21 protein-coding genes are annotated in these 22,581 nt (G+C 62.8%); 12 read left to right on the forward strand and 9 right to left on the reverse strand.

The features are described 5' to 3' along the window. Positions 1-362: 362 nt before the first annotated feature. Together OOZ51_RS07760 and OOZ51_RS07765 are read right to left on the reverse strand one after the other, a co-directional pair. On the reverse strand, positions 363-1,574 hold the full coding sequence (locus OOZ51_RS07760; RefSeq protein ID WP_265978728.1) for an aminotransferase-like domain-containing protein: 1,212 nt from the start codon (positions 1,572-1,574) through the stop codon (positions 363-365). A 58-nt stretch (positions 1,575-1,632) separates the two neighbouring features. Beyond that, positions 1,633-2,313 (reverse strand): TetR/AcrR family transcriptional regulator, encoded by a 681-nt coding sequence (locus OOZ51_RS07765; RefSeq protein ID WP_265978729.1) that lies wholly within the window; start codon positions 2,311-2,313, stop codon positions 1,633-1,635. Between the two features lie 186 nt (positions 2,314-2,499). Here OOZ51_RS07765 and OOZ51_RS07770 point away from each other — a divergent pair, with 186 nt between their 5' ends. The 5 genes from OOZ51_RS07770 to OOZ51_RS07790 all read left to right on the forward strand — a co-directional run bounded on the left by OOZ51_RS07770 (position 2,500) and on the right by OOZ51_RS07790 (position 8,526). Continuing rightward, positions 2,500-3,444 carry an ABC transporter substrate-binding protein gene (locus OOZ51_RS07770; protein WP_265978730.1) on the forward strand — a complete coding sequence of 315 codons (945 nt, stop codon included), beginning with the start codon at positions 2,500-2,502 and terminating at the stop codon, positions 3,442-3,444. Further along, entirely contained in the window at positions 3,441-4,337 is an 897-nt protein-coding gene (locus OOZ51_RS07775) for an amino acid ABC transporter permease (RefSeq protein WP_265978731.1), read from the forward strand. Before OOZ51_RS07770 ends, OOZ51_RS07775 begins: the two co-directional genes overlap by 4 nt. 5 nt (positions 4,338-4,342) lie before the next feature. After that, positions 4,343-5,101, forward strand: a complete 759-nt coding sequence (locus OOZ51_RS07780) for an amino acid ABC transporter ATP-binding protein (protein ID WP_265978732.1) — start codon at positions 4,343-4,345, stop codon at positions 5,099-5,101. A gap of 22 nt (positions 5,102-5,123) precedes the next feature. Continuing rightward, complete coding sequence (locus OOZ51_RS07785; protein ID WP_265978733.1) at positions 5,124-6,722, forward strand: thiamine pyrophosphate-binding protein; 1,599 nt, start codon at positions 5,124-5,126, stop codon at positions 6,720-6,722. A gap of 184 nt (positions 6,723-6,906) precedes the next feature. Further along, the gene (locus tag OOZ51_RS07790) at positions 6,907-8,526 is read left to right on the forward strand and encodes a zinc-binding metallopeptidase family protein (RefSeq protein WP_265978735.1); all 1,620 of its coding nucleotides are present in this window, start codon (positions 6,907-6,909) and stop codon (positions 8,524-8,526) included. 197 nt (positions 8,527-8,723) lie between these two features. On the opposite strand, the gene bcp is transcribed toward OOZ51_RS07790, so the two are convergent. From bcp to OOZ51_RS07825, 7 genes are all read right to left on the reverse strand, one after another. Beyond that, positions 8,724-9,191 (reverse strand): thioredoxin-dependent thiol peroxidase, encoded by a 468-nt coding sequence (bcp, locus tag OOZ51_RS07795; protein WP_265978736.1) that lies wholly within the window; start codon positions 9,189-9,191, stop codon positions 8,724-8,726. Between the two features lie 67 nt (positions 9,192-9,258). Beyond that, positions 9,259-9,972 carry a winged helix-turn-helix domain-containing protein gene (locus tag OOZ51_RS07800; RefSeq protein WP_265978738.1) on the reverse strand — a complete coding sequence of 238 codons (714 nt, stop codon included), beginning with the start codon at positions 9,970-9,972 and terminating at the stop codon, positions 9,259-9,261. A gap of 10 nt (positions 9,973-9,982) precedes the next feature. Then, positions 9,983-11,344, reverse strand: coding sequence for an allantoinase AllB (allB, locus tag OOZ51_RS07805; protein ID WP_265978739.1), 1,362 nt, complete (start codon positions 11,342-11,344; stop codon positions 9,983-9,985). Continuing rightward, positions 11,337-12,560 (reverse strand): glycerate kinase, encoded by a 1,224-nt coding sequence (locus tag OOZ51_RS07810; protein ID WP_265978740.1) that lies wholly within the window; start codon positions 12,558-12,560, stop codon positions 11,337-11,339. Before OOZ51_RS07810 ends, allB begins: the two co-directional genes overlap by 8 nt. Before the next feature lie 22 nt (positions 12,561-12,582). Next, entirely contained in the window at positions 12,583-14,361 is a 1,779-nt protein-coding gene (gcl, locus tag OOZ51_RS07815) for a glyoxylate carboligase (RefSeq protein WP_265978741.1), read from the reverse strand. 129 nt (positions 14,362-14,490) lie between these two features. Then, positions 14,491-15,369 carry a 2-hydroxy-3-oxopropionate reductase gene (locus OOZ51_RS07820; RefSeq protein WP_265978742.1) on the reverse strand — a complete coding sequence of 293 codons (879 nt, stop codon included), beginning with the start codon at positions 15,367-15,369 and terminating at the stop codon, positions 14,491-14,493. A 120-nt stretch (positions 15,370-15,489) separates the two neighbouring features. After that, positions 15,490-16,293 carry a hydroxypyruvate isomerase family protein gene (locus tag OOZ51_RS07825; RefSeq protein WP_265978743.1) on the reverse strand — a complete coding sequence of 268 codons (804 nt, stop codon included), beginning with the start codon at positions 16,291-16,293 and terminating at the stop codon, positions 15,490-15,492. A gap of 411 nt (positions 16,294-16,704) precedes the next feature. On the opposite strand from OOZ51_RS07825, the gene OOZ51_RS07830 reads away from it, so the two are divergent. The 7 genes from OOZ51_RS07830 to OOZ51_RS07860 all read left to right on the forward strand — a co-directional run bounded on the left by OOZ51_RS07830 (position 16,705) and on the right by OOZ51_RS07860 (position 22,410). Next, positions 16,705-16,980 carry an uberolysin/carnocyclin family circular bacteriocin gene (locus OOZ51_RS07830; protein WP_265978745.1) on the forward strand — a complete coding sequence of 92 codons (276 nt, stop codon included), beginning with the start codon at positions 16,705-16,707 and terminating at the stop codon, positions 16,978-16,980. 29 nt (positions 16,981-17,009) lie between these two features. Next, complete coding sequence (locus OOZ51_RS07835) at positions 17,010-17,582, forward strand: stage II sporulation protein M (protein WP_265978747.1); 573 nt, start codon at positions 17,010-17,012, stop codon at positions 17,580-17,582. Positions 17,583-18,048: 466 nt separating this feature from the next. Beyond that, positions 18,049-18,537 carry a hypothetical protein gene (locus OOZ51_RS07840; RefSeq protein WP_265978748.1) on the forward strand — a complete coding sequence of 163 codons (489 nt, stop codon included), beginning with the start codon at positions 18,049-18,051 and terminating at the stop codon, positions 18,535-18,537. Between the two features lie 9 nt (positions 18,538-18,546). Further along, positions 18,547-20,067, forward strand: a complete 1,521-nt coding sequence (locus OOZ51_RS07845) for a hypothetical protein (RefSeq protein WP_265978749.1) — start codon at positions 18,547-18,549, stop codon at positions 20,065-20,067. A gap of 11 nt (positions 20,068-20,078) precedes the next feature. Continuing rightward, on the forward strand, positions 20,079-20,714 hold the full coding sequence (locus OOZ51_RS07850; RefSeq protein ID WP_265978750.1) for an ABC transporter ATP-binding protein: 636 nt from the start codon (positions 20,079-20,081) through the stop codon (positions 20,712-20,714). Next, positions 20,711-21,634: an ABC transporter ATP-binding protein gene (locus OOZ51_RS07855; RefSeq protein ID WP_265978751.1), complete on the forward strand. Its 924-nt coding sequence runs from the start codon at positions 20,711-20,713 to the stop codon at positions 21,632-21,634. The genes OOZ51_RS07850 and OOZ51_RS07855 overlap by 4 nt, the downstream gene beginning before the upstream one ends. Beyond that, entirely contained in the window at positions 21,631-22,410 is a 780-nt protein-coding gene (locus OOZ51_RS07860) for a hypothetical protein (protein WP_265978752.1), read from the forward strand. Before OOZ51_RS07855 ends, OOZ51_RS07860 begins: the two co-directional genes overlap by 4 nt. Positions 22,411-22,581 lie beyond the last annotated feature (171 nt).

Here is a 22,581-nt window from a genome sequence, read left to right on the forward strand (position 1 = left end):
AAACCCCTGCCGAGTCACTTCGTGATTTACTGATAGCCAGCTGACCTCGGGTGTTGCATCGACCCCTGGAATTCGCCACGGGCAGGGGCAAGCACGGTTAAACCCCGACGTCGGCACTCAAGGTGAGTGCCGACGTCGGGGTTTCGAAGACTCAGCTGACCTGGACTCCGGTGCGCCTGACGGCTTCGATCAGGTGACGGGTATCTCAGCCCGGCCGGCTGTGCCCAGCTAGTCCCCACCGCCACCCTCGGGATGAGGGGCGCCGTGCACCAGATCGCCGGAAACCTGCCAGTTCGCCGGAGCCTTCCGGCGATCCCGCAGCCTTCCGGCGATTTCGCTCGGTTGGGTGGTGGCAGGGAGGCCTAGGCCCGGCGGATAGCCTCAGCCAGGCGCTTGACACCCTCGGTGAGCTGCTCTTCCGGGGCGTAGGAGAAGGCGATGCGGAGCTGGTTGCTGCCACCGCCGTCGGCGTAGAAGGCGCTGCCCGGCACAAACACAACTCCTGCCTCGATGGCCGCGGTGAGGACTTGCTCGGTGTCGATGCCCTCAGGCAGCGTGACCCAGGTGAAGAAGCCACCCGTGGGCGTGGTCCACCTGGTCCCTTCAGGCATGTGAGCCGCCAGGGCGTCCAGCGTTGCCTTGCAACGGGAAGCGTAGACGCCACTGTATGCGGCAATCTGGTCCTGCCAATCGAAGCTGCTGATGTATTGCTCCACAACCAGCTGGCTCAAGACCGAGGGGCAGATAGTGGTTGCCTCTGAGGCGATCTGGAGGCGGCTGCGCACATCACGGGGAGCCACTACCCAACCGACGCGCAAGCCGGGGGCGAAGATCTTGGAAAACGAACCCAGGTAGAACACGTTGTCCGGGTCGAGCGCGTGCATGGCCGGCTTGAGCGTGCCATTGAAGCTCAACAGGCCGTAGGGGTTGTCCTCGACGATCAGCACGCCCTCGGCGCGGCAGATGTCCACAACACGCTGCCTACGATCCAGGGAAAGGCTGATGCCGGAGGGGTTGTTGAAGTTGGGAATTGTGTAGAAGAACTTGATGGTCTTGCCAGCCGCTTTGAGCCCGGAGATGACGTCCTGGAGGCGGTCGGGATCGACGCCGTCGTTGTCCATCGCCACGTGTGCCACCTCGGCCTGGAAGCCTTCGAACACGCCGAGCGCCCCCACGTAGCTTGGTCCTTCCGCGATCACCACGTCTCCGGGATCGCAGAAGAGCTTGGTGACGAGCTCCAGCGCCATCTGCGAGCCTGCGGTGACTTGCACGTTTTCGGGGGACGTCTTGATGCCCTCGAGCTCCATGACCTGGCAGATCAGGGCTTGCAGCTCCTCGGTTCCCGCACCCGAGCCGTACTGCAGGGCCTCCAGCCCGCGGCGAGTTACGACGTCGGACGCCATGGCGGCGATGCGCTCCATCGGCAGCACGGGCAGGTAGGGGTTGCCGCCGGCAAGGGAGATCATGCCTGGCTGCATGGACACATCGAAGACAGCGCGGACGGGGGAGGGCTGGAAGCCGGCCGCACGCTTGGCCATCCGGTCGACGTGGGATAGCTCTGTTGTGGTGGTCATGGTGGTCCTTCGTTTGATCGTTTGTTGGCGGGCTGCTTCGATGCGGCCCGCGCGTGTCCTAGTGGGCGTCCACGAGTTTGGAGCGCTTCTTGAGGATGAATTCTTCGGCGTCGATGCCGAACTCCCTCGCAGCAAAGCGGTGCAGCGTCTCGATCATCTCCGCGGGTGTGAAGCGGTGGACCCCGTTCAGGGACTGGATCGCGAGCCCATCGATCGTGGCCAGAAGCAGGGTGGCCACTTCGTCAATATCGATGGCTGGCTGGATCAAGTTCTCGTCCACGGCCTCCTCGAGCGCCCGGACGAACAGGCCACGCCATGAAGTCCAGACTGCTGCGACGCTGTCCCGGATCTCGGAGTTCTTGTGTGCTGCAGCGTAGATCTGCAACCAGAAACCCCAGGCTTCTTCGAAGGGGGTGTCGCTCTGGATCGAGAAAGTCAGGAGGTCGTGGAGGCGTTCCACTGCGTTGGTGCCCTGATTGTAGATGCGCTGCCATTCGGCGAGGGATTCGTCGATGCGGTACTCCACCGCTGCGCCGATCAACCTCTCCCGGTGCCGGAAGTAGTGCTGGATCATGCCGATGCTGAAGCCCGAGGCCTCGGAGAGTTCGGCAAAGGAGCAACCCTCTACGCCTTGGCGGGCAATCACCTGCGAGGCCTGGTGCAGGATGTTCTGCCGGCGCTCGGCCATGGCTTCGGCCGTGACGCTTCGTGTGCGGCGGCCCGGGTTTGTCTCGCTCATGCCGTTGCTCCTTCGTTTGTCTGGTCGCGCTGATCCGGCGGGGCGCCTTGTGGGTGCCCTTTAGTCATCTCTCCATGATGTTGCCATGGTCCCTTGACACGCGTTGTTACTCATCTCACAATAAGTTGAACATATTGTTATTTCAACCCGACTCGAACCGGAGATCCACAAATGATGCGCAAAGGCGTGAAAAGCTCGCTCGTTGCAGCGGCAGCCATCAGTTTCTTGGCGTTGACGACGGCCTGCTCCAACACCGAAGGTGCGGCCGCTACCGCATCCGGCAATGCGTCGGCGGGCGGCCAAAGCAGCCAGAGCGGCCAGGAACTCGCCCAGGCCGTGAAACCCGATTCCAAGGTTCAGGCGCTGCTTCCGACCGCCATCAAGAGCAAGGGTTCGCTGACCCTCGTCACGGACCCCACCTACGCCCCCATCGACTTCACCGATGACCAGGGCAAGATCGTCGGACTTGAGCCGGACATGGCTCTCGCCGTCGCCAAGAAGATGGGCGTCACCATCAACATCGAAAAGGCCGACTTCAACGGCATCCTGGCCGGCATCGAGGCCCGGCGGTACGACGCCTCCTGGGCAGCTTTCTCCATCACGGAGGAGCGCATGGACAAGGTCAACATGGTCAGCTACATGCGCGGCGGAACGTCCGTCATGGTCAAAAAGGGCAACCCGCTGGGCATCAAATCGGAGCTGGACCTCTGCGGCAAGACCGTGGCTGCCCAGACAGGGACCACCCAAGCACTAAGCGTGCTCCCGTCCTTCGACAAGAAGTGCGCGGACGCCGGCAAGGACAAGCCTGTTTCCTTGCTGCTGCCCCAGCAAGACAACGTCAACCAGGCTGTGGCCGCGGGCCGTGCCCAGGCACTCGTGGCGGACAACGCCCTCACCGGTTACTACGCCCAGCTGCAGCCGGACGCCTTCACCTCCGTGGACTCCATTCTCGTGGAACCGTCCTTGTCCGGCGTGGTGAGCCCCAAGGACGACGGCGGCCTGTCCAAGGCATTCCAGGCTGCGGTCCAGTCCCTCATGGACGATGGAACGTACGCCAAGATCATGGAGGCCTGGAACCTCAAGTCCGGCATTGTCACCAAGTCTGAGATCAACCCGACGGCGGGGTCATGACCGTGTCTGACCGGCCCATCACGGCTGAGGCACGGCCTGATTTCGCGGAGCTGGCGTCGCGGCCTGTCCTCAAGCGCAAGCGGCCCGGCCAGCTGGTCGCCATGGTGGTAGTGGGCCTGTTCGCCCTCATGGGCACCTACGTCATCGTCACCAACCCCGGCTTCGGCTGGCCAACCGTGGCCAAATACTTGTTCGATATCCGCATCCTCAACGGCCTTCTGACCACCATCGAACTCACGGTCATAGCCATGGTCCTCGGACTCGTGATCGGCCTGGTGGTCGCGGTCATGAGGATGTCGGACAACGCGCTCCTCCGTGGCGTGGCGGGTGCCTACATCTGGTTCTTCCGTGGCACCCCGCTCTTGGTGCAGATGCTTTTCTGGGGCTTCGCAGCCGTACTGTTTCCCACCATCGGCATCGGCATCCCTGGCGGTCCCATGTTGGTGGAATGGAACACCAACGATGTCCTGCCGCTGTTCGTCGCAGGCATCCTGGGCCTGGGCTTGAACGAAGGCGCCTACATGGCAGAAATCGTGCGTGCCGGCCTGATGGGTGTTCCCGCGGGACAGTCCGAGGCTTCCCACGCCATGGGCTTCAGCCGGATGGAAACCCTGCGCCACGTAGTCATCCCGCAGGCCATGAAAATCATCCTTCCACCCGTAGGCAACGAGACCATTTCCATGCTCAAGACCACGTCGTTGGTGATCGTGATCGGCGTCGGGGACTTGCTATACAACACCCAGCAGATCTACGCGCGCAATCTCCAGCAGATCCCGCTGCTGATCGTGGCGAGCCTCTGGTACATCCTGCTCACCACCATCCTCTCGCTCGTCCAGGCGCGCATTGAGAAGCGGTACTCCCGCGGCAACAACATCCAGGCACGAAAGGCGTAGCGGCAATGTCTGAAGTCCAGTTCCTCAACGTGCACAAGGATTTCTCCGGCATGGAGGTCCTCAAAGGCATCAACTTCACGGTCGAATCCGGACAGGTGGCCTGCTTGATCGGCCCCTCAGGCTCGGGCAAGTCCACTCTGCTCCGCTGCGTCAACCACCTCGAAACCACCAGCTCCGGAACCATCCTGGTAGGTGGCCGCATGATCGGCTACGAGGTTCACGGTGACAGGCTGATCGAGGCACACCAGAAGGACATCAACAAGCGCCGCTCCAGGATTGGCATGGTGTTTCAGTCCTTCAACCTCTTCGGCCACATGACGGCCCTCGAAAACGTGATGATGGGCCCCGTGAAACTCCTCAAGGTTCCCAAGGCCCAAGCCGAGGCCGAAGCCCGCGAACTCCTGGCCAAGGTGGGCCTCGCCGACCGCACGGGGCACTACCCGGCCCAGCTCTCCGGCGGCCAACAACAGCGTGTGGCCATTGCCCGGGCGCTGTCCATGAAGCCCGACCTCATGCTCTTCGACGAGCCAACCTCGGCGCTTGACCCCGAACTTGTGGGCGAAGTCCTGGACGTCATGAAGGCGCTGGCCCGCGACGGCATGACCATGATCGTCGTGACGCACGAGATGGGCTTTGCCCGCGAAGTGGCCGACGTTGTGGCGTTCATGGACGGCGGCGTCATTGTCGAAGCCGGTGATCCCAACGAGATCATCACCCGCCCCCAGCACGAGCGAACAAAGGCGTTCCTCTCCAAAGTTCTCTAGGCCACAATCAAAGGATCCAACCTTGACCAGTTCCATCCCCACCAACAACGTCGGCCTCGCCGTCATGACCACTCTGCGGAACTATGGGATCGACGCGATCTTCGGGATCCCCGGCACCCACAACCTCGAGTTCTACCGGCACCTGGAGCCGCTCGGCATCCGTCCCGTAACCACCCGCCACGAGCAGGGAGCCGGGTACGGCTCCGACGGATGGAGCCAGCTCAAGGGGCTTCCCGGCGTCGTGATCACCACTTCCGGACCCGGCCTGCTCAACGCGATGTCAGCCGCGGCCACTTCCTATTGCGAGTCCCGGCCGATGATCATCCTGTCCCCGGGCGCGCCACGAGGCAGTGAATTCTCGGATATCGGGCTGCTGCACGAAACCAAGGACCCCACTGGCGCTGTGCGTGCCTTGATCGGGCGCAGCACGCGTGTGTCCAGCGGCAGCGAAGCCGTTGAGCTGATCCACGAGGCCTTCGCCTTCTTCGCCCACGGGCGGCCGCGTCCGGTCCACATCGAGATCCCGCTGGACGTGCTGGAGGCCGCGTCCGACGTCGACCCTTCCGCTCTGGAGGCCCGCCCCTTGGGTGCTCCGAAAGCAGCAGCCGACGACGCCGTCGCCACCGCCGCGGACATCCTCCGCCGGGCGTCGAATCCGGTGATCCTGGCCGGGGGCGGTTCGCTAGGAACCGGCGGCGCGCTCCTCGAACTTGCAGAACTCCTGCAAGCCCCCGTGGTGACCACCATCAATGGCAAGGGTGCAATTCCGGAAGCCCATCCGCTGTCCCTTGGTTCGGAAATCCGGCTCGCAGCGGCACAGGATCTTTGCAATTCCTCGGACGCGCTGCTGGTGATCGGCTCGAAGGTGGGCGAATCGGAGCTGTGGGGCGGCAAGATCGTTCCGCAAGGGAGTTGCATCCGCATCGACATCGATCCGTCCCAACTTCAGTGCAATCTTGCGCCGGACGTCGAGCTCCTGGGCAACGCGTCCGCCGTCGTACCCCAACTGCTCGCGGCGCTCGCCGGGCATGAGCCGGCCTCCGCTCCGGAACTGGACCTTTTGCGCGGCGAACTGCAGGAGGAAGCCCGCTCCATGGCGCCCGTGCTGTCACAAATCAACCAGATCCTCGCGGCCGCGCTGCCGGCGGACACCGTCATTGCGGGTGACTCCTCGCAGATCACGTACTTCGGGACCACGTCCTTCTTCCCCATGCAGCGGCCGCACCAGCTCCTGTACACGCCTGCGTACGCAACGCTGGGTTACGGACTGCCGGCCGCGATCGGGGCCAAAGTGGCGGATCCGGATCGTCCGGTGGTGGGGCTGATCGGCGACGGGGCGCTCATGTTTGCCGTTCAGGAATTGATCACCGCCGTGGAACAGGGCGTGGACCTGCCCATCATCTGCATCAACAACGGCGGCTACGGCGAAATCCGGCAGAACATGGAGGACCGTGACTTGGCTCCGGTCGGCGTGAACCTGGCGCAACCGGACTGGGTGCGCCTGGCCGAAGGCTTCGGGCTGACTGCGTTCAACGTTGATTCGCTCGACGAGCTCGCCGGCGTTGTCATCAAGGCTCTTGCCGTCAAAGGACCGAGCCTCATCCACGTGAGCATCCAGTAACCGCCTCGCCGCCCCTCCGACGCTCGCTCAGTTGTGGCGGTCGTCCGGCCGACGCTCGATCACTTTCTTGGAGCAAGTGATGGAGCGTCCGGTGGAAAGCCCATATAAGTGAGCGAGGATCAGCCGGGCGAGGGCAGTGTGTCTGGGAACAGCTTTGGACAGTATGACTTTAGGAAGGAACACGATGAGCGGGACGGTCAAAAATGCCGAGTTGAAGGCCACGGCATGGGGGTGGGTGGACCAGCAGAAGGAACAGCTTTCCGCCTGGCACACGAATATTTGGGAACTGGCCGAACCGGCCTGGCGTGAATACGAGTCCTGCGCTTGGTATGTGAGAACGCTTCGAGAACATGGCTTCACGGTCGAGGAGGGCAGCGGGGGCATGCCCACCGGGTTCGCAGCCGAGTGGACAAGTCCCGCCGGACCCGGCGCGAGGATCCTTGGCTACGCCGAATACGATGCAATTCCGGGAAATTGCCAAGCCGCATCAACCAAACGGGAGCCCCGTGCCGGTATGTCACGCTTCGCGCCGGGCCACACGGATCCACATTCGGCTCTGGGCATCTCGACACTCGCGGGATTCCTCGCCGCTAAAGACACCATGGAACGGCACAACATACCGGGCACCTTGGTCTATACGGGTGAGCCAGCCGAAAAAGTCCAAGGATCCAAGGTGGTCCACGGCCTGCGCGGCTATTACGACAACCTGGACGCGATCATCTCGTACCACCCGTTCTATATGATGCCCCTCTGCAACACCGCGCGTTGGGACACCCACTGCGGCTCGTACTACAGCAAGATCTACACCTTCACCTGCGACAACCCCGAGGGCTGGAACAATACGTATGGCGATAGTCCCATCCCGTCGTCGCACTCCGCCGCCCGGGCACCGGGAGCTGACGCTGCGCTGTTCACGATGTTTTCGCTGACTAAAACCACGCAGGACTCCATGCTGCCGCAAGCGGGCGGATGGTCGCTGTCGGAAGCGATCCTTACCGCTGGGCAGGCGACGGCGGACAATCAGCCTGCGGGACTGGCCCAGATCCAGTACTCCTGGCGTTGTCCGAGCCTCGCCGAAGCCGATTCAGTACTCGCCGTGCTCGATCGCAACGCGGAACTCGCCGCGGCTGCGTCGCATTGCAACGTTAGTTCCCGCTGGGTGGCCCGCAACCGGCCGGGCATCGCCAACCATACGGTTGCCCAAGTGGCGTGGGAGAACATCGCTGCCGTGGGCGCGCCGGTTTTGGATGAGCGGGCCCGGGTGATCGGACGTGAAATCCAGGCTTCGTGCGGGGTGGGGCCCGTGGAGAATCCGTTCCATCCGGCAACGGCGGAGCTCATCAGCCCGCAGGACGCCGAGGCAGAGTTGCGCCGGCACATCCCGGCCACACAGCAGAACTGGACCAGCGACGACTACGTTGAAATGACCTGGTACGCGCCCACCATCCGCTTCTACACGGCGCGGCCTACGTTGGCGCCCGACGCGAAAGGCACCGCATACCCGGGCTGGGCCATGACCGCCATGGGTGGAATACCGGAGACGATCGACCCCACCATCACGGCCACGGGCAAGATGATTGCGGGGATGGTGCTGGACTTGCTGACCTCGCCGGAGGTGCTGGCTGAGGCAAACGCAGAGTTCGACGCCGAGAAGCGCCGCCGCGGTGCCGTGGCACCGCTGCTTCCTGCCGATTTCAGTGCGCCGACGGATTTCCGCTGGCCCGAATACATCGGGGAAGGCAAAACACGCGAGTGGTGGATCCCCGTGTCCGAAGAGGCATGGAACACCGCCGGCGGCAACTAACCCGGACGCTCCCCCCACCTATAGGGGAAAAACACAGAACCCTCCTGCAGATCATGATCTGCAGGAGGGTTCCGTCGTTTGGCCTTATATGTGAGCGGGCGTCCGGCTGGAAGGCCGTATATGTGAGCGGGCGTCCGGCTGGAAGGCCGTATATGTGAGCGGGCGTCCGCCTGGAGGGGCCTATATGTGAGCGGGCGTTACAGCCCCAGTTCGGCCTTCAGCGCTGCTACGTGGCCCTGGGCCTTGACCTGGTACTGGGTCAGCCTGACCTTGCCTTCGCCGTCGAGCACTACAGTGGAGCGGACCAGGCCGTCCACCACTTCGCCGTTCACGAGCTTCTCGCCCCAGGCACCGTAAGCCAGCGCCACGGCGTGGTCTTCGTCGGAGAGGAGCGGGAAGGTCAGGGAGAAGTCGCCGGCGAAGCGTGCGATCTTTTCCGGAGCGTCGGGGGAGATGCCAAGGACTTCGTAGCCGGAGGACTGAAGGCTGGACAGGCTGTCGCGGAAGTCGCAGGCCTCGGTGGTGCAGCCAGGGGTGGCGGCTTCCGGGTAGAAGTACACGATGACGTTGCGTCCGCGGTAATCGGACAGGGAGACCTTCTGGCCTTCGGAGTTAAGCAGCGCAAAATCGGGGGCCTGGGTTCCGGCGAGGAGTTTCTGGGTCACGTTTCGATCCTTGACTTGTCGGGCAACCGCCGTGGCCGGCGATCAATCTAAAGGTGTAACGGGCTGCCTAGATGCAGTATTCCGCGGGTCCGCGGACGGTGGAGCCTGGTCCGGGCACGAACTGGTAGCCGCCTCCACGCACTGTGGCGATGACATGGCGGGCTGAGCCCAGCTTGCGCCGGACGCGTCCAACATACACGTCGATCGACCGGAATGCCGCGCCGGGACAGTCAAGTGACTCCAAAAAACGTTGCAATTCTTCACGTGGGATGGCTCGGGACAGGTTTTCCACCAAGTAGCGAAGAAGGCTGTGTTCCATCGCCGTGAAGCTGACCGGGACACCGTCCAGGAGAACGGTGTCCGCGGCCAGGTCCACTGCCACGCTGCTGCGCCGGCCCGCCCGGGCGTTAGCCCGGACAATCGGCGACGGAGCGGCGGGGCAGGTTCCGGCGTCGGACGCCTCCGTTCCGAAAACACAAGTGCCGCCGCCGGACGCGCCGGAACCACCGGACGTTGCAGCTCCGGCGGCGGGCCAAAGGAGGACTTCCGCCCCCGGAGCAAGTTTGCGGGCCCGGGCCAGGACGGCTTCAGCGGCCCGGGTCCAAACCTCGGGATCGATCTCGCGGCCTTCGCCGGGCTGCACCCACAGGGCCAGGCCGCGCGGTTGCAGGGCGGGCCGAAGCGCGCCGGATTGAACCAGACCAGGCCGGGTGGCTTGGTGCCGCGAGGCGTTGAGCCGTGCGGGCAGTTGCCCGTACGGGGCATGGACGTTGACGGCCATGGCTGTGGCCTTACACGCCGCCGCGGCGAATCAGCTTGCCGCTGGGCGTCCGGCCGTCGATCTCGTTGCCGCGCAGGTAGGTTTTGCGTACGACGCCGGAGAGCGCCTTGCCGTCGTACGGCGTGATCGGGTTCTTGTGCTTGAGTTTCTTGACGTCGACGACGAACGCGTCGTCGGGCGCGAAGATGGAGAAATCGGCGTCGTAGCCGAGCGCCAGCTGGCCTTTGTTGTGCAGGCGGGCCAAGGCTGCGGGCTTCTCGGACATCCAGGACACCACCTGCTCCAGGGAGATTCCGCGGTGCCGTGCTTCGGTCCAGATCAGGGAGAGCCCCAACTGCAACGAGGAGACGCCGCCCCAGGCCACGGCGAAGTCGCCGTTTTCCAGGTCCTTCAGGTCAAGGGTCGAGGGGGAGTGGTCCGAGACGATGCAGTCGATTGTACCGTCCTGCAGGCCCTGCCAGAGCAGCTCGCGGTTGGAGGCCTCGCGGATCGGCGGGCAGCACTTGTACGCGGTGGCGCCGTCGGGGATTTCCTCGGCCATGAGCGTCAGGTAGTGAGGGCAGGTCTCCACGGTGAGGTGCACGCCGTCGCGCTTTGCCGTGGCGATCATGGGCAGCGCGTCCGAGGAGGAGAGGTGCAGGATGTGGGCACGGGCGCCGGTCCAGCGGGCGCGTTCGATCACCTCGGCGATGGCTTTGTTCTCGGCGCCGCGGGGGCGGGAGGCAAGGAAGGTGGAGTAGTGTGCGCCGCCGGGGTGGGGTGCGTGGTCGATTGAGTGGGAGTCCTCGGCGTGGACAATCATGAGGGAGTCGAAGGACTTGAGCTCGGCCATGTCCTCTTCCATCTCGTCCGCGTCCAGGTGCGGGAACTCGTCCACCCCGGAGTGGAGGAGGAAGCACTTGAAGCCGAACACGCCCTCGTCGTGCAAGGGGCGGAGGTCCTTCTTGTTGCCTGGAATGGCGCCGCCCCAGAATCCGACGTCCACGAACGCCTGGTCCTCGGCCACTTCGCGCTTGAGCTTGAGGCCGTCCACGTTGGTGGTGGGCGGGATGGAGTTCAGCGGCATGTCGATGATGGTGGTGACGCCGCCGGCTCCTGCGGCGCGGGTGGCGGAGGCGAAGCCTTCCCATTCGGTGCGGCCAGGCTCGTTGACGTGCACGTGCGTGTCCACTAGGCCGGGAATGAGGGTTTCGTCGTCGGCGAGTTCAATGATCTCGGTGCCCTGCAGGCCGTTGCCCAAAGGTTCGATCGCGACGATCACGCCGTCGCGGACACCAACTTCGCGGGCGGTGATGCCTGCGGTGGTGAGGATGCGCTGGCCGCGGATGACCAGGTCAAACGGGCCGTGTGCTGTGGTGGTTTCTTCAGACATGGAGTTGCTCCTTGGTCTCGGTTCGCGCTGCATCTTGGGTGAGTGCCGATTTTTCAGAGAGGCGCACGCCGATGTGCTTACCTAATTCTTCAAGCAGCGGCCCTGCTTCAGCTATACATTTCTCTACATTGGATTCGAGCCCGGTCAACGCATGGACCGATTCGAAACCGGACTCCGAAAGTTGTTCCGGGCTCAGCGTACTGCGGCCGCAGACGGCAATCACAGGGATTCCGGAACGCGCCGCTGCCCGCGCCACGCCCATGGGCGTTTTGCCGAGCAGGCTTTGTTCGTCGAGGCTGCCTTCGCCGGTGATCACCAGGTCCGCGCCCGCCAGCCGCTGCTCGAGTTCAGTGAATTCGAGGACGACGTCGATGCCCGGCCTGCGTGCCGCGCCGAGCGCCGCGATGGCGATGTAGCCGACGCCGCCCGCCGCACCCGCGCCCGGGGCCTGTGCGGCGTCCTGGGCTTCGGGGCCGATCTCGCTGGCGAGGACCCGCACGAAGTGGGCCAAGGCGGCGTCGAGCGAGGCGACGTCGTCCGGCGTCGCGCCCTTCTGCGGTCCGAAGATCGCGGCGGCGCCGGTGCGGCCCAAAAGGGGATTGTCGACGTCGGACGCCAGGACAAACTCGGTGATCTCCAGCCGGACGTCCAGGTTCGAGAAGTCGATCCGGTCCAGCCGGGCCAAAGCGGCCCCGCCGCCGGGGAGTTCGTTGCCGTCAGCGTCGAGGAGGACAGCGCCGAGGCCTTGCAGGACGCCGGCGCCGCCGTCGGTATTGGCACTGCCGCCGACGCCGAGGATGATGTGCCGGCAGCCCAGGTCCAGGGCGGCGCGGATGAGTTCGCCCGTGCCCAGGCTTGTGGAGCTTTTGGCCGTTTCGGGGTTCGGGGCGCTGCCGTCGCCGAAGCCTGGCAGTACCGCGAGCCCGGAGGCCGCCGCCATCTCAATGACGGCTTCCCTGCCGCGGACAGCGAACTCTGCCTTGATCGGCTGGCCCGTGGGGCCGGTGACCGTGGCGCTGCGGCGGGTGAAGCCGGAGCCGGCGGCGGCGTCGAGAGTCCCCTCGCCGCCGTCGGCCACTGGAATGAGCGTGGCCTCAAAGTCCTCGCCCGGGCGGCTGGCGGCAAAACCTGCCTGCAGTCCGGCGCTCAAGCGGCTGGCGACCTCGGGAGCGGACAGCGATCCCTTGAACTTGTCCGGGGCTATGACCACACGCATTCCGTACCTCCTTCAGTACTTACTAGTCCAGCATCGAGATGATCGAGGTGGGGGCGTCTGCCCCGCGCTCGGCCAGCTCTTCGAACTCGTTCACGCCGTTGATTTCAACACCCATGGAGATGTTGGTGACCTTTTCCAGGATCACTTCAACCACCACGGGAACCTTGAACTCGCCCATGAGTGCCTTGGCCTTGTCGAACGCGGCAGGCAGGTCCGACGGGTTCTCCACGCGGATGGCCTTGCAGCCCAGGCCCTCGGCAACCTTGACGTGGTCCACGCCGTAGCCGTTGGTCTCGGGGGAGTTGATGTTCTCGAACGCCAGGGACACGTTCTGTTCCATGTTGAAGCCGCGCTGCGACTGGCGGATCAAGCCCAGGTACGAGTTGTTCACCACCACGTGGATGTACGGCAGGTTGAACTGTGCGCCCACGGCCAGCTCTTCGATCATGAACTGGAAATCGTAGTCACCGGACAGGGCAACAACGGTCTCGTCCGGCTTCCCGCGGACAACGCCCAGGGCGGCCGGTGCGGTCCAGCCCAAGGGGCCGGCCTGGCCGGCGTTGATCCACTTGCGCGGGCCGAAGACGTGCAGCAGCTGTGCGCCGGCGATCTGGGAGAGGCCGATGGTGGACACGTAAGTGGTGTCCTTGCCGAAGGCCTTGTTCATCTCCTCGTAAACGCGCTGCGGCTTGATCGGCACGTTCTCGAAGTGGGTCTTGCGCTGCAGGGAACCCTTGCGGGCGATGCAGTCGGCAACCCAAACGGAGTAGTCCGGCAGGGACTTGGCTGCCTGGCGCTCGCGGGCCAGCTCGATCAGCCCGTCCAGCGCCGCACCGGCGTCGGACGCGATGCCGAAGTCCGGCGAGAACACGCGGCCGATCTGCGTCGGCTCGATGTCGATGTGCACGAACTTGCGGCCGGCCGTGTAGGTGTCCAAGCCGCCGGTGTGGCGGTTGGCCCAGCGGTTGCCGATGCCGATCACGAAGTCAGAGGCCAGCATGGTCTCGTTGCCGTAGCGGTGCGAGGTCTGCAGGCCCACCATGCCGGCCATCAGGGGGTGGTCGTCCGGGATGGTGCCCCAGCCCATCAGGGTGGGGATGACCGGAACGTTCAGCAGTTCGGCCAGCTCAACCAGCTGCGCGGAGGCGCCGGCGTTGATGATGCCGCCACCTGCAACGATCAGCGGGCGCTCGGCTGCGGTGAGCATGTCCAGTGCCTTTTCCAACTGCTTGCGGCTGGCCTTCGGCTTCTCGACGGCGATTGGCTCGTAAGCGTCGATGTCGAACTCGATCTCGGCCATCTGCACGTCGAACGGCAGGTCCAGCAGGACCGGGCCCGGACGGCCGGAGCGCATCAGCTGGAAGGCCTTCTGGAAGGCGCCCGGAACCTGGCCCGGTTCCATGATGGTCATGGCCATCTTGGTGACCGGCTTGGCGATGGACTCGATGTCCACGGCCTGGAAGTCTTCCTTGTGCAGCTTGGCGACGGGGGCCTGGCCGGTGATGCAGAGCATGGGGATGGAATCTGCCCAAGCCGCGTACAGGCCGGTGATCATGTCCGTTCCTGCGGGGCCCGAGGTGCCGATGCAGATACCGATGTTTCCGTCCGCTGCTCGGGAGTAGCCGTCAGCCATGTGGCTGGCGCCTTCAACGTGGCGGGCCAGGGTGTGGCGGATGCCGCCGTGTGCCCGCATCGCGGAATAGAAGGGGTTGATTGCCGCGCCTGGCAGGCCGAACGCCTCGATGGCGCCTTCCTTTGCCAAGATGGCGACGGCTGCGTCTACAGTGCGCATCTTCGTCATGGTGTGCTCCTTGAAAAGTCTGTTTGTGCCCGTTGCGGGCGGTTTTTGGGTGTAGTGGGGGAGCCGCCGTCGTGAAGTACGACGGCGGTTGCCCGGTTTTGCTTGTTTCCGGCCTGTCGCCGGGATGCTTTACTTGCGGCCGCTGAGCTGGAGGACCTGCTTGAAGAGGCCGGAGTGGTCGAGTCCGCCGTCGCCCTGGTTGACAGTGGCGGCCACGAGCTGTGCGACGACGGCGCCGAGCGGGATTGCGACGTTGGCTTCGCGGGCTGCGGAGGTGACGATACCGAGGTCCTTGTTGTGGAGGGCCAGGCGGAAGCCGGGGTCGAAGTTGCGGTCGAGCATCTTCTGGCCCTTCTGGTCGAGGACCTTGGAGCCGGCCAAGCCGCCGCCGAGGACCTTGAGGGCTGCGTCGGTGTCCACGCCGTAGGCCTCAAGGAAGGCGATAGCCTCGCCGAGGACCTCGATGTTGACGGCCACGATCAGCTGGTTGGCTGCCTTGACGGTCTGGCCGGAGCCGGAGGGACCGACGTGGACGATCGTCTTGCCGACGGCGTTGAGGACATCCTGTGCTGCTTCGAAGTCGGCTGCGTCGCCACCTACCATGATCGAAAGGACGGCGTCGATGGCGCCCTGTTCGCCGCCGGATACCGGGGCGTCCAGCGGGCGGATGCCGGCTGCGACGGCGTCTGCCGAGAGGCGGGCGGCGACGTCGGGACGGATGCTGCTCGCGTCGATCCAGAGGGTGCCCTTCTTCGCGTTGGCGAAGACACCGTCCGGGCCGCTGACGACACCTTCGACGTCGGGGGAGTCCGGCACCATGGTGATGACGACGTCGGCGTCCTTGACGGCGTCGGCGATGCTCGTGGCACCCTTGCCGCCTTCGGAGACGAGTTTGTCGATCTTGTCCTGGCTGCGGTTGAAACCGGTGACGGCGTGGCCGGCCTTGACCAGGTTGATGGCCATGGGGAGGCCCATGATTCCGAGTCCGATGACTGCAACGTTGCTCATGATTTTCCTTACTGAAGTCTTTGTTCTAGCTCAGGTGTGCTGGACCCAACTAGCCCGCAGTTGTTGTCGTTTTGAGGGCTCTAAACGACATCAACTGCTACTCAGTTGGGCGGGTGGGGGCTAGTGGGAGGTGACGCGCTGGCGGATGGCCCAGCTGAAGGCCGTTTCCTGCGGTTCCTTGTATTCGAGGCCGATGTAGCCGCTGTAGCCGAGTTCGCGGCTGCGGGCGATCCATTCGCCGAGGGGAAGCTCACCGGTTCCGGGAGCCCCGCGGCCGGGGTTGTCGGCGATCTGGATGTGGCCGAAGTCCTTGGCATGGTTTTCGATGACGGCTGCGACGTCGTCCCCGTTGACTGCCAGGTGGTAGAAGTCGGCGAGGAGCTTGACGTTCGAGGCGCCCGATTCTTCCTTGACGCGGGCGATCACCTTGAGGGCGTCGGCGGCTTTGAGGAGCGGGTACTTGGGGGCGCCACTGACGGGCTCGAGAAGGACGGTGCCGCCGATGCGTGCGACGCCTTCTGCAGCGCTGGCCAGGTTTTCGGCGCCGATGGCGTCCTGCTTCTCAGTGGATTCGCCGTCCATGCGGTTGCCGTAGAGGGCGTTGAAGGCCTTGCAGCCGAGCCGCTCGCCGATGCCTGCGACAACGTCGATGTTGTCGAGGAATTCGGAAGAGCGGGCGGGCCAGGAAACCAGCCCGCGGTCGCCGCCCGGCATGTTTCCGGCGTTGAAGTTCAGGCCGGTGAGCTGAACGCCAGCGTCCTTGATGGCGTTCTCGAACTCGGTTACCTGGGCGTCCGACGGGACGGAGGTGTCGAAGGGCCACCAGAATTCGACGGCGTCAAAGCCGGCAGCCTTCGCGGCCGCGGGGCGCTCGAGCAGGGGCAGCTCCGTCAGGAGGATGGAGCAGTTCACTGTGTACGTCATCGTAGGTGTCCTTCCGGGGAGGGCTTGGGATCTATGTTCCGCTTGGCTTGTTCTCTTGGCTGATTGGCCGTTAGTAAGTTTCCGCTTTGTGGAATTTAGATTCTGCTTTATGAAAAGTTTAGAGAAGGAGGGGTTGCGAGTCAAGGGGGTGTGGGTTTGGGATACCAAACACGTCCTGGAGGTCAAGCTGGGGGAGGCGCTCAATCCAAACGTGCGCACCGGGCTTGGGTAAGGCCGCTGCACCTAGACGCAACTCAGTGACCACCTATTTCGCGTCTTCTGACACCTAGATGGGGTGCAATGACCACCTATTTTGCATGGTCTCACCACCTAGACGGACATGTCAGGCCTTTGGATTGGTCACGGGATCGGGTTATCCGGTCCCAGTCAAACCAGCTCCAAGGAGGAATTATGGAAACAACGATCCGCCCCTCGAAGAAGGCAATGACTCTCGCAACCGCAGTGAGCGTTGCGGGCCTCGGCCTGGCCAGTGTGAGCGTCATGTACATCGCCGGCATGTTCGGCCTGTCCAGCGCATTAGCCTCACAGATCGTAAATGCTGTGGAAGTCGGTGGAATTGCCCTCGCAATCGTGATGGGGGTACTTTCCGGTGGCGTGGCAGCGGGGGTCATCGCGACTGCGCGCTGGGCAATTTTCCAGTTTGGTAAGCGGGCGGCCGTAGCCTAGCCGCCGCAACGAGGGTACCTAAATTGCGCATGAGCGTCAGGAACGGCGACAAGCCATTGCTCCTCATTGCGATGATGCTGTCCCTGGCGCTCATGCTGGCCGGATTCATCATCGGATTCCAAACGGATCTGGCGGCACAATCCGAGCCGCATCAACCGGCGCCCACTGAAGCAGGGCTCACCTGGCTGTCTGTCCTGGGACGGATTCTCGTGACAAACATACCGGCCTTGTGCCTTATATTCTCCGGCGTCATTACGGGGGGCATCTCGACGTTGATCGCGTGGCCGCTTACAGCCATCTACATCGGCTCCACAATGCGGATCGGTCAAACTCGCTTGGGAATAAGTGAAGTTGTGGACTCGATTTGGATTTATGCTCCGATCGAATTTCTAGCACTTCTGTTGGGTGCCGGTGCCGGGCTCATGCCCCTCACTGCCGCCGTCCGGTCGGCCCTCTCCACTTCTGAGCACGCAAGGCCGTTGCAGCAATATCTGCACACATTCCCATTTGCCCTCAAGATCTTGGGCATTGCTTCAGTCCTACTCCTAGCCGCGGCCCTCCTCGAAGCCACGGTTCTAGCCACAAAAGGATTCGCCCCATGACGTCATCTTCAATGAGCGTGCAACAGGCAACCGAAGGGAAGCCCTCCCGGACGTTGTCAAGGAGCACAGCACCCTTTGTTTGGATCTGTTCCGCTGGGGCACTTTTAGGTCTCCTGCTGCTGAGGAGCCAACAACTTCACGGGGCTGTGTCAGTCAAAGTTGCACAGACTGATGCGGCTAGGGCGATTAGCGACCCGGCGGTTACCGAGCTCGCGGTGAATGTTGGGTTCTACCTCGGAGTGGTTCTCTCGACGGTACTTTCGACGCTGTACTTTTCGTTGATATCCACCGCTGAGAGCAGCTTCTTTCCCGGGCTGAAACGTGGAGGACTCCGTTTCCGAGTTGGCCTATTAGGCTGCACAGCGGTCGTGTCCCTGCTTGGCGTCCAACTCGTCAGCCTGCTGTTGACGCTCTCATCCCCGAAGGACCACTGGTTGACCTTCCTATACGTGGCTCTCGTGGGCGCGTGCGCTCCCTTCAATTTCCGAAAGCAATGGTCGGGATCTTCCTCCAAAACCATTGCGGCTATTTTCGCTGCCTCGATCGCAACCGCAGCCGTTTCTCTGGCTCTCTGAAACCTAGAAGAGGTCTGATATTGATTTACTCATCAACGGTCCGAACTATCGCCACTGTTTCTGTGCTCGCGTGCATCGAGGGCAGCATCGTCGTTGGGCTCCATAACGAACCGAAGACTCCTGTGCTTGCATGGGCATCTTTGGCCGCCGGCGCGGTCGCCCTGCTGGTAGTGCTCGCTACAAAACGAAGTCCGAAGCGCGATGCTGTCCTATTCATGATTTGCGGGATGGGTGGCGGTGTGTTCATAGCGGCCTCGACCGTTGGCTTCCCCGGATCGCTTCCGATATGGCTTTGGACGATCGGCACAATGTCTATCGGAACCGTGGCGATCATCGTGGATGCCGAGTCGGCTCAAAGCAAATCCGTCAATCGTCTCTAGGCGTCGGCAATGGGAAGTTTGAGAGCGGCTTACAAATTCACCGGGGTGCGCCTGCTGGCGGTAACCGGATGGCCGATATCTATTCGCACACTCGTGGTCCTCGGCGTGAGCATGGGGATTGCGTTTACCTGTGTTGTTCTGGCCGGATCGCTATTTGTGATGCGGTTGCTTCGCGATGCCCTGTCCTTCGACGGCACGGGAACCAATGCGAGCAGCGGTGCAACGATGACAATCGTCCTGTTGGCGCTCGCCGTCTGCCTCTATATCTCCGTTGGTGCGCTCGCGCGCGAAGCACTCAGCAGCCGGAGATTTGCGGTGCGTTTTAGTCCGAACCGAGAGCTCTACCGAGCGACAGATGTTTCGATGCACCACGTCTTCCTCGCCGAGGGAGGTCCGCGAGCTGCCTTCTTGTTTGGATTATCAGCCGCCGTCTGTACCGCGGCCTGGGTTGTTGTGCATGAGGAGCATGGAGGCGGCGGTCCGCTGACCCTGGCCCTCGTGGTTGCCCCGTTCGCCTTGACCGCGGCTTGGCTTGCCTTGAGTTCCAAGCTAGCCGCAAGTGATCCTCGTATTCCGAGCCTGGTCCTCGGCTCGCTTGCCTTCGCCGGCGGCTTGCTCCTTGCCGCGTTCCTAGGAATCGGAGCGGCCCGAGGGTTGCTTGCGTTGAATCGTGCAGCGCTTGGGTCGTACCTGCCATTCAACGCAACCGGTGCGGAGGGGTACTGGATCGCGACCGCAGCGGCGATCGCCGTCGTCGTATTTTCCTTCCTCGCAATCCGGAACGTTGGAGCGATCAGGAGGGAATCGTTTCCCGTGAGCGCGCGCGTGCCGCGACGGCGCGGGGGAGATTCCGTATGGAAGACGACGACGCCGGTCGTCATGCTCTGGCGGGCCCTGATAGTGAATCTCGTCAGGGACAAGTCGTTTGCCCTTTTCCGTGGAATCGGGATCTGCCTGCTTTTGGCGGCTGCCGCTGCGGTCGGCTTTCGCTTGGGCGGGATCGGGCCGGAATTCCTTCGGGAGGTCCCCGGAATTCAGAATGTTGCTGCCTGCATCGTTTTCATGGCGGGAGTTGTGGGGAATGAACTCATGTGCAAGGCGAACAATCCGATCGGACTTCTTCCGCAATTGAGGTACGGCTGGGAATCCGGGTTCGGCCTCAATTCTCTGGTGTGGGGCGTAATCCTGACACAGTCTGTGCCGCTGGTGCTGCTTACTGCACCGGCGATGGGAGTCGTTGTCTGGGCTGCAACCGGCGTCCTGCCCATGGCGACTCTCCTGATTCCGTGGTCGATTGCCGCCAGCAACATTGTTGGAAACGCCTACAGCAAGGTCAAAGTCAGGCAAGCAGACGGCTCGATGGAAGTGTCTCTCGCGGCAGCGTTCATTGCCTTGCTGATTGCCGCTCCGGTGCTCGGGCTTTTCCTGTTGGGCAACATCCCCGCAACCATTGCCGCCGTCGTTTACACGGCTCTTCTCACTGGAGGTGCAAAGATTTGCCTGCAACGCAGAATTCTCTCCCAGAAATAGTTTTTGATCGCGTGTTTGCCGGATACTCCGCTGAGCGCCCCATCTACGAAAACGTCTCCTTCGAGTTCACCGGACCTGCCTTGATTCACTTGCAGGGCAAGAACGGATCCGGAAAATCGACCTTCGTCGAACTGGCAAGTGGCTATCTGTCTCCGTGGGCCGGAACGGTTCTGGTCAACGAGACGAGAGCCGATGACCCTGGAACTAGGAACAGACGGAGGGTGTGCCGATCTGAAGCTGCCCTGTTCGCTCAGATGACCGCCCGCGACCACATTGTCTTCGCCTGTATTGCCCGAGATGTCGATCCTGGCCCTGAGATACTCCGGGCGACACAGCTGGGGATCGAACCGTGGCTGGGCGAGAACGCGGGCAACCTGTCCACTGGAAATGTGCGCAAACTTTGGTACGTCATGAACACCGTTGGCCAGTTTGATTGCGTGGTCCTGGACGAGCCGTTCAACGGCACTGACGCCGAAGGCGTGGCCTACATGGTTGAGGAGATCAGGCGCTGGGCCGAGTCCAAACTCGTGGTTATAGTGACCCATTCACTTCAGGACTTGCTCCCCGAAGCCATCACGGTCCGTCTTGAAGATCTCAAGTCGCAAACCGCTAGTGGGTCGCGCGATGGAAGCATGGGCGCGAAATGAGAATCGTCGTTGATGGTGTCGGGGCGAGCTACGGCGCAAAAGAGGTGCTCCGGGACGTCTCCTTCGCTCTGAACCCGGGAGAGATAGTCGGGCTCGTTGGTCCCAACGGCCATGGCAAGACCACATTGATGAAACGGATGCTCGACCTAATTACGGGAACTGGTCAAACCACTTTTGACGGAATGCCTTACCGTGCCCTGACACGTCCACAGTTGAGGGTGGGATCGCTGCTGTCCACGGAGGCGTTTCACCCTGGCCGGTCCGCTATGAACCATCTTCGGATGGTCGCGGCAGCTTCCGGCATATCAAAACGAAGCGCTGAGTCCGCGCTAGCCCGCGTAGGGCTCAGCGAGTATGCGGCGAAGTCACCTGCCTCCTACTCAATGGGGATGAAGCAACGTCTCGCACTTGCAGCGGCGCTGATGCCAGACCCCCAAGTGCTGATCCTTGACGAACCGATCAACGGCTTGGATGTGGACGGTGTTCATTGGTTTCGAAACACAATCCGCAGCTTGGCGGGGGAGGGCAGGACCATCTTGCTTTCAACGCATATTTTGAGCGAGCTGGAGAAACTCGCAGATCGTGTGTTGGTTCTGCACGGTGGACGTCTCCGGGCTGATTGTCCGATGGAAGAACTCAAGACAACGGCCTCAGGTCCAACGGTCAACGTCACTGTGGACCGTCCCGCGGAGTTTGCCGCTCGATTGGGCGCAGAGGATGGCCTGACAGTGACCCTCCAGGGGGAGTCTCTAGTCATTGACGGAATGACGGCGAGAGACGTGGGCTCTCTGGCCAACAAATTTGGCTTCACCCTCTTTGAACTATCAACGACGCTTCGCACCTTGGAGGACGGCTACAACGAGATTGTAGGCGCCGGGGACTCTGGACATGATCAGCAGGGGATATGGGGTAAGCCATGAGGGATGCGGTTCGCTACGAGCGGGTCCGGCTGACTACGACGCGTGGCTTCCACATTCTGACAGCAATGACGATCTTGGTATCCGTCCTAGTCAGTTGGGCGATGTCAGTGATGATCGCCAACATGGCGCCAGAAATGACCGCCCAGGCTGCTGGCGAGGCGGCCACGGTGGCAGCCACCCGTTCTCCCCTGGTGCTCCTTGCCCCGGGCCTGCTTGGGATCTTCTCTTTTGGACAGGAGAAGCGTTACGGAACGCTAGCCATGGCACTGCTGGCCATACCTCAACGGGGCACCCTGTTCGCGGCCAAGTTGGTGATGACGTTGCTGACAGCCACAACTTGGACGACCGTGTCGATGATGATGTCCGTGATTGTGTCGAATGCTGTCCTGGGGAGCTCGAACCTGTTCGAATCCGACCCACCGGTTCTGATCGGCTGTCTGATCCTCGCGAACGGATGGGCTCTCCTTGGAATCGGCGTGGGACTGCTCTTGCCTCGAACTGGGGCTGTGGCCATGTTGGTAGCTGGATCTGCATTGGTAGAGCCGCTGCTGGGCCAGTTGGTGGAAAGAACCGAGCTGTGGGGAACGTCTGCAGCAGCGTTCCTCCCGTTCCGGGCGGGATCGTCGCTGATCAGTTTTGCCGACCCAGCTCTCGCGACGGTCGTGGCGGAAACTGCTCCTCGCCTGCCGGCCTTAACCGGCGGAGGGGTGTTCTTCCTCTATGTCGGGGCCCTCCTTCTGGCGGGGTACAAGAAGGGTCTCGGGAAAGCTCAATAGGGATCAACGCCGGCGGCCATCACGGTCGGATGAAAATCCTTCTAGGTGCAAACCGTCGATTTACACCTAGGCCCGCCGTCAGCCACACCTAGATTGGGCGATCCCACCCCTAATTCCGGTCTCCGGGCACCTAGTTTCACCCATCTCACCACCTAGGCCCGTTTTGGCGTC

The organism is Arthrobacter rhizophilus (assembly GCF_026241105.1).
Taxonomy (GTDB): Bacteria; Actinomycetota; Actinomycetes; order Actinomycetales; family Micrococcaceae; genus Arthrobacter.

Coding starts and splice junctions, on each gene's coding strand:
- OOZ51_RS07760 (WP_265978728.1), bottom strand. CDS start 1,574: ATGACCACCACAACAGAGCTATCCCACGTCGACCGGATGGCCAAGCGT.
- OOZ51_RS07765 (WP_265978729.1), bottom strand. CDS start 2,313: ATGAGCGAGACAAACCCGGGCCGCCGCACACGAAGCGTCACGGCCGAA.
- OOZ51_RS07775 (WP_265978731.1), top strand. CDS start 3,441: ATGACCGTGTCTGACCGGCCCATCACGGCTGAGGCACGGCCTGATTTC.
- OOZ51_RS07780 (WP_265978732.1), top strand. CDS start 4,343: ATGTCTGAAGTCCAGTTCCTCAACGTGCACAAGGATTTCTCCGGCATG.
- OOZ51_RS07790 (WP_265978735.1), top strand. CDS start 6,907: ATGAGCGGGACGGTCAAAAATGCCGAGTTGAAGGCCACGGCATGGGGG.
- OOZ51_RS07800 (WP_265978738.1), bottom strand. CDS start 9,972: ATGGCCGTCAACGTCCATGCCCCGTACGGGCAACTGCCCGCACGGCTC.
- allB (WP_265978739.1), bottom strand. CDS start 11,344: ATGTCTGAAGAAACCACCACAGCACACGGCCCGTTTGACCTGGTCATC.
- OOZ51_RS07810 (WP_265978740.1), bottom strand. CDS start 12,560: ATGCGTGTGGTCATAGCCCCGGACAAGTTCAAGGGATCGCTGTCCGCT.
- gcl (WP_265978741.1), bottom strand. CDS start 14,361: ATGACGAAGATGCGCACTGTAGACGCAGCCGTCGCCATCTTGGCAAAG.
- OOZ51_RS07820 (WP_265978742.1), bottom strand. CDS start 15,369: ATGAGCAACGTTGCAGTCATCGGACTCGGAATCATGGGCCTCCCCATG.
- OOZ51_RS07825 (WP_265978743.1), bottom strand. CDS start 16,293: ATGACGTACACAGTGAACTGCTCCATCCTCCTGACGGAGCTGCCCCTG.
- OOZ51_RS07830 (WP_265978745.1), top strand. CDS start 16,705: ATGGAAACAACGATCCGCCCCTCGAAGAAGGCAATGACTCTCGCAACC.
- OOZ51_RS07835 (WP_265978747.1), top strand. CDS start 17,010: ATGAGCGTCAGGAACGGCGACAAGCCATTGCTCCTCATTGCGATGATG.
- OOZ51_RS07845 (WP_265978749.1), top strand. CDS start 18,547: ATGGGAAGTTTGAGAGCGGCTTACAAATTCACCGGGGTGCGCCTGCTG.
- OOZ51_RS07855 (WP_265978751.1), top strand. CDS start 20,711: ATGAGAATCGTCGTTGATGGTGTCGGGGCGAGCTACGGCGCAAAAGAG.
- OOZ51_RS07860 (WP_265978752.1), top strand. CDS start 21,631: ATGAGGGATGCGGTTCGCTACGAGCGGGTCCGGCTGACTACGACGCGT.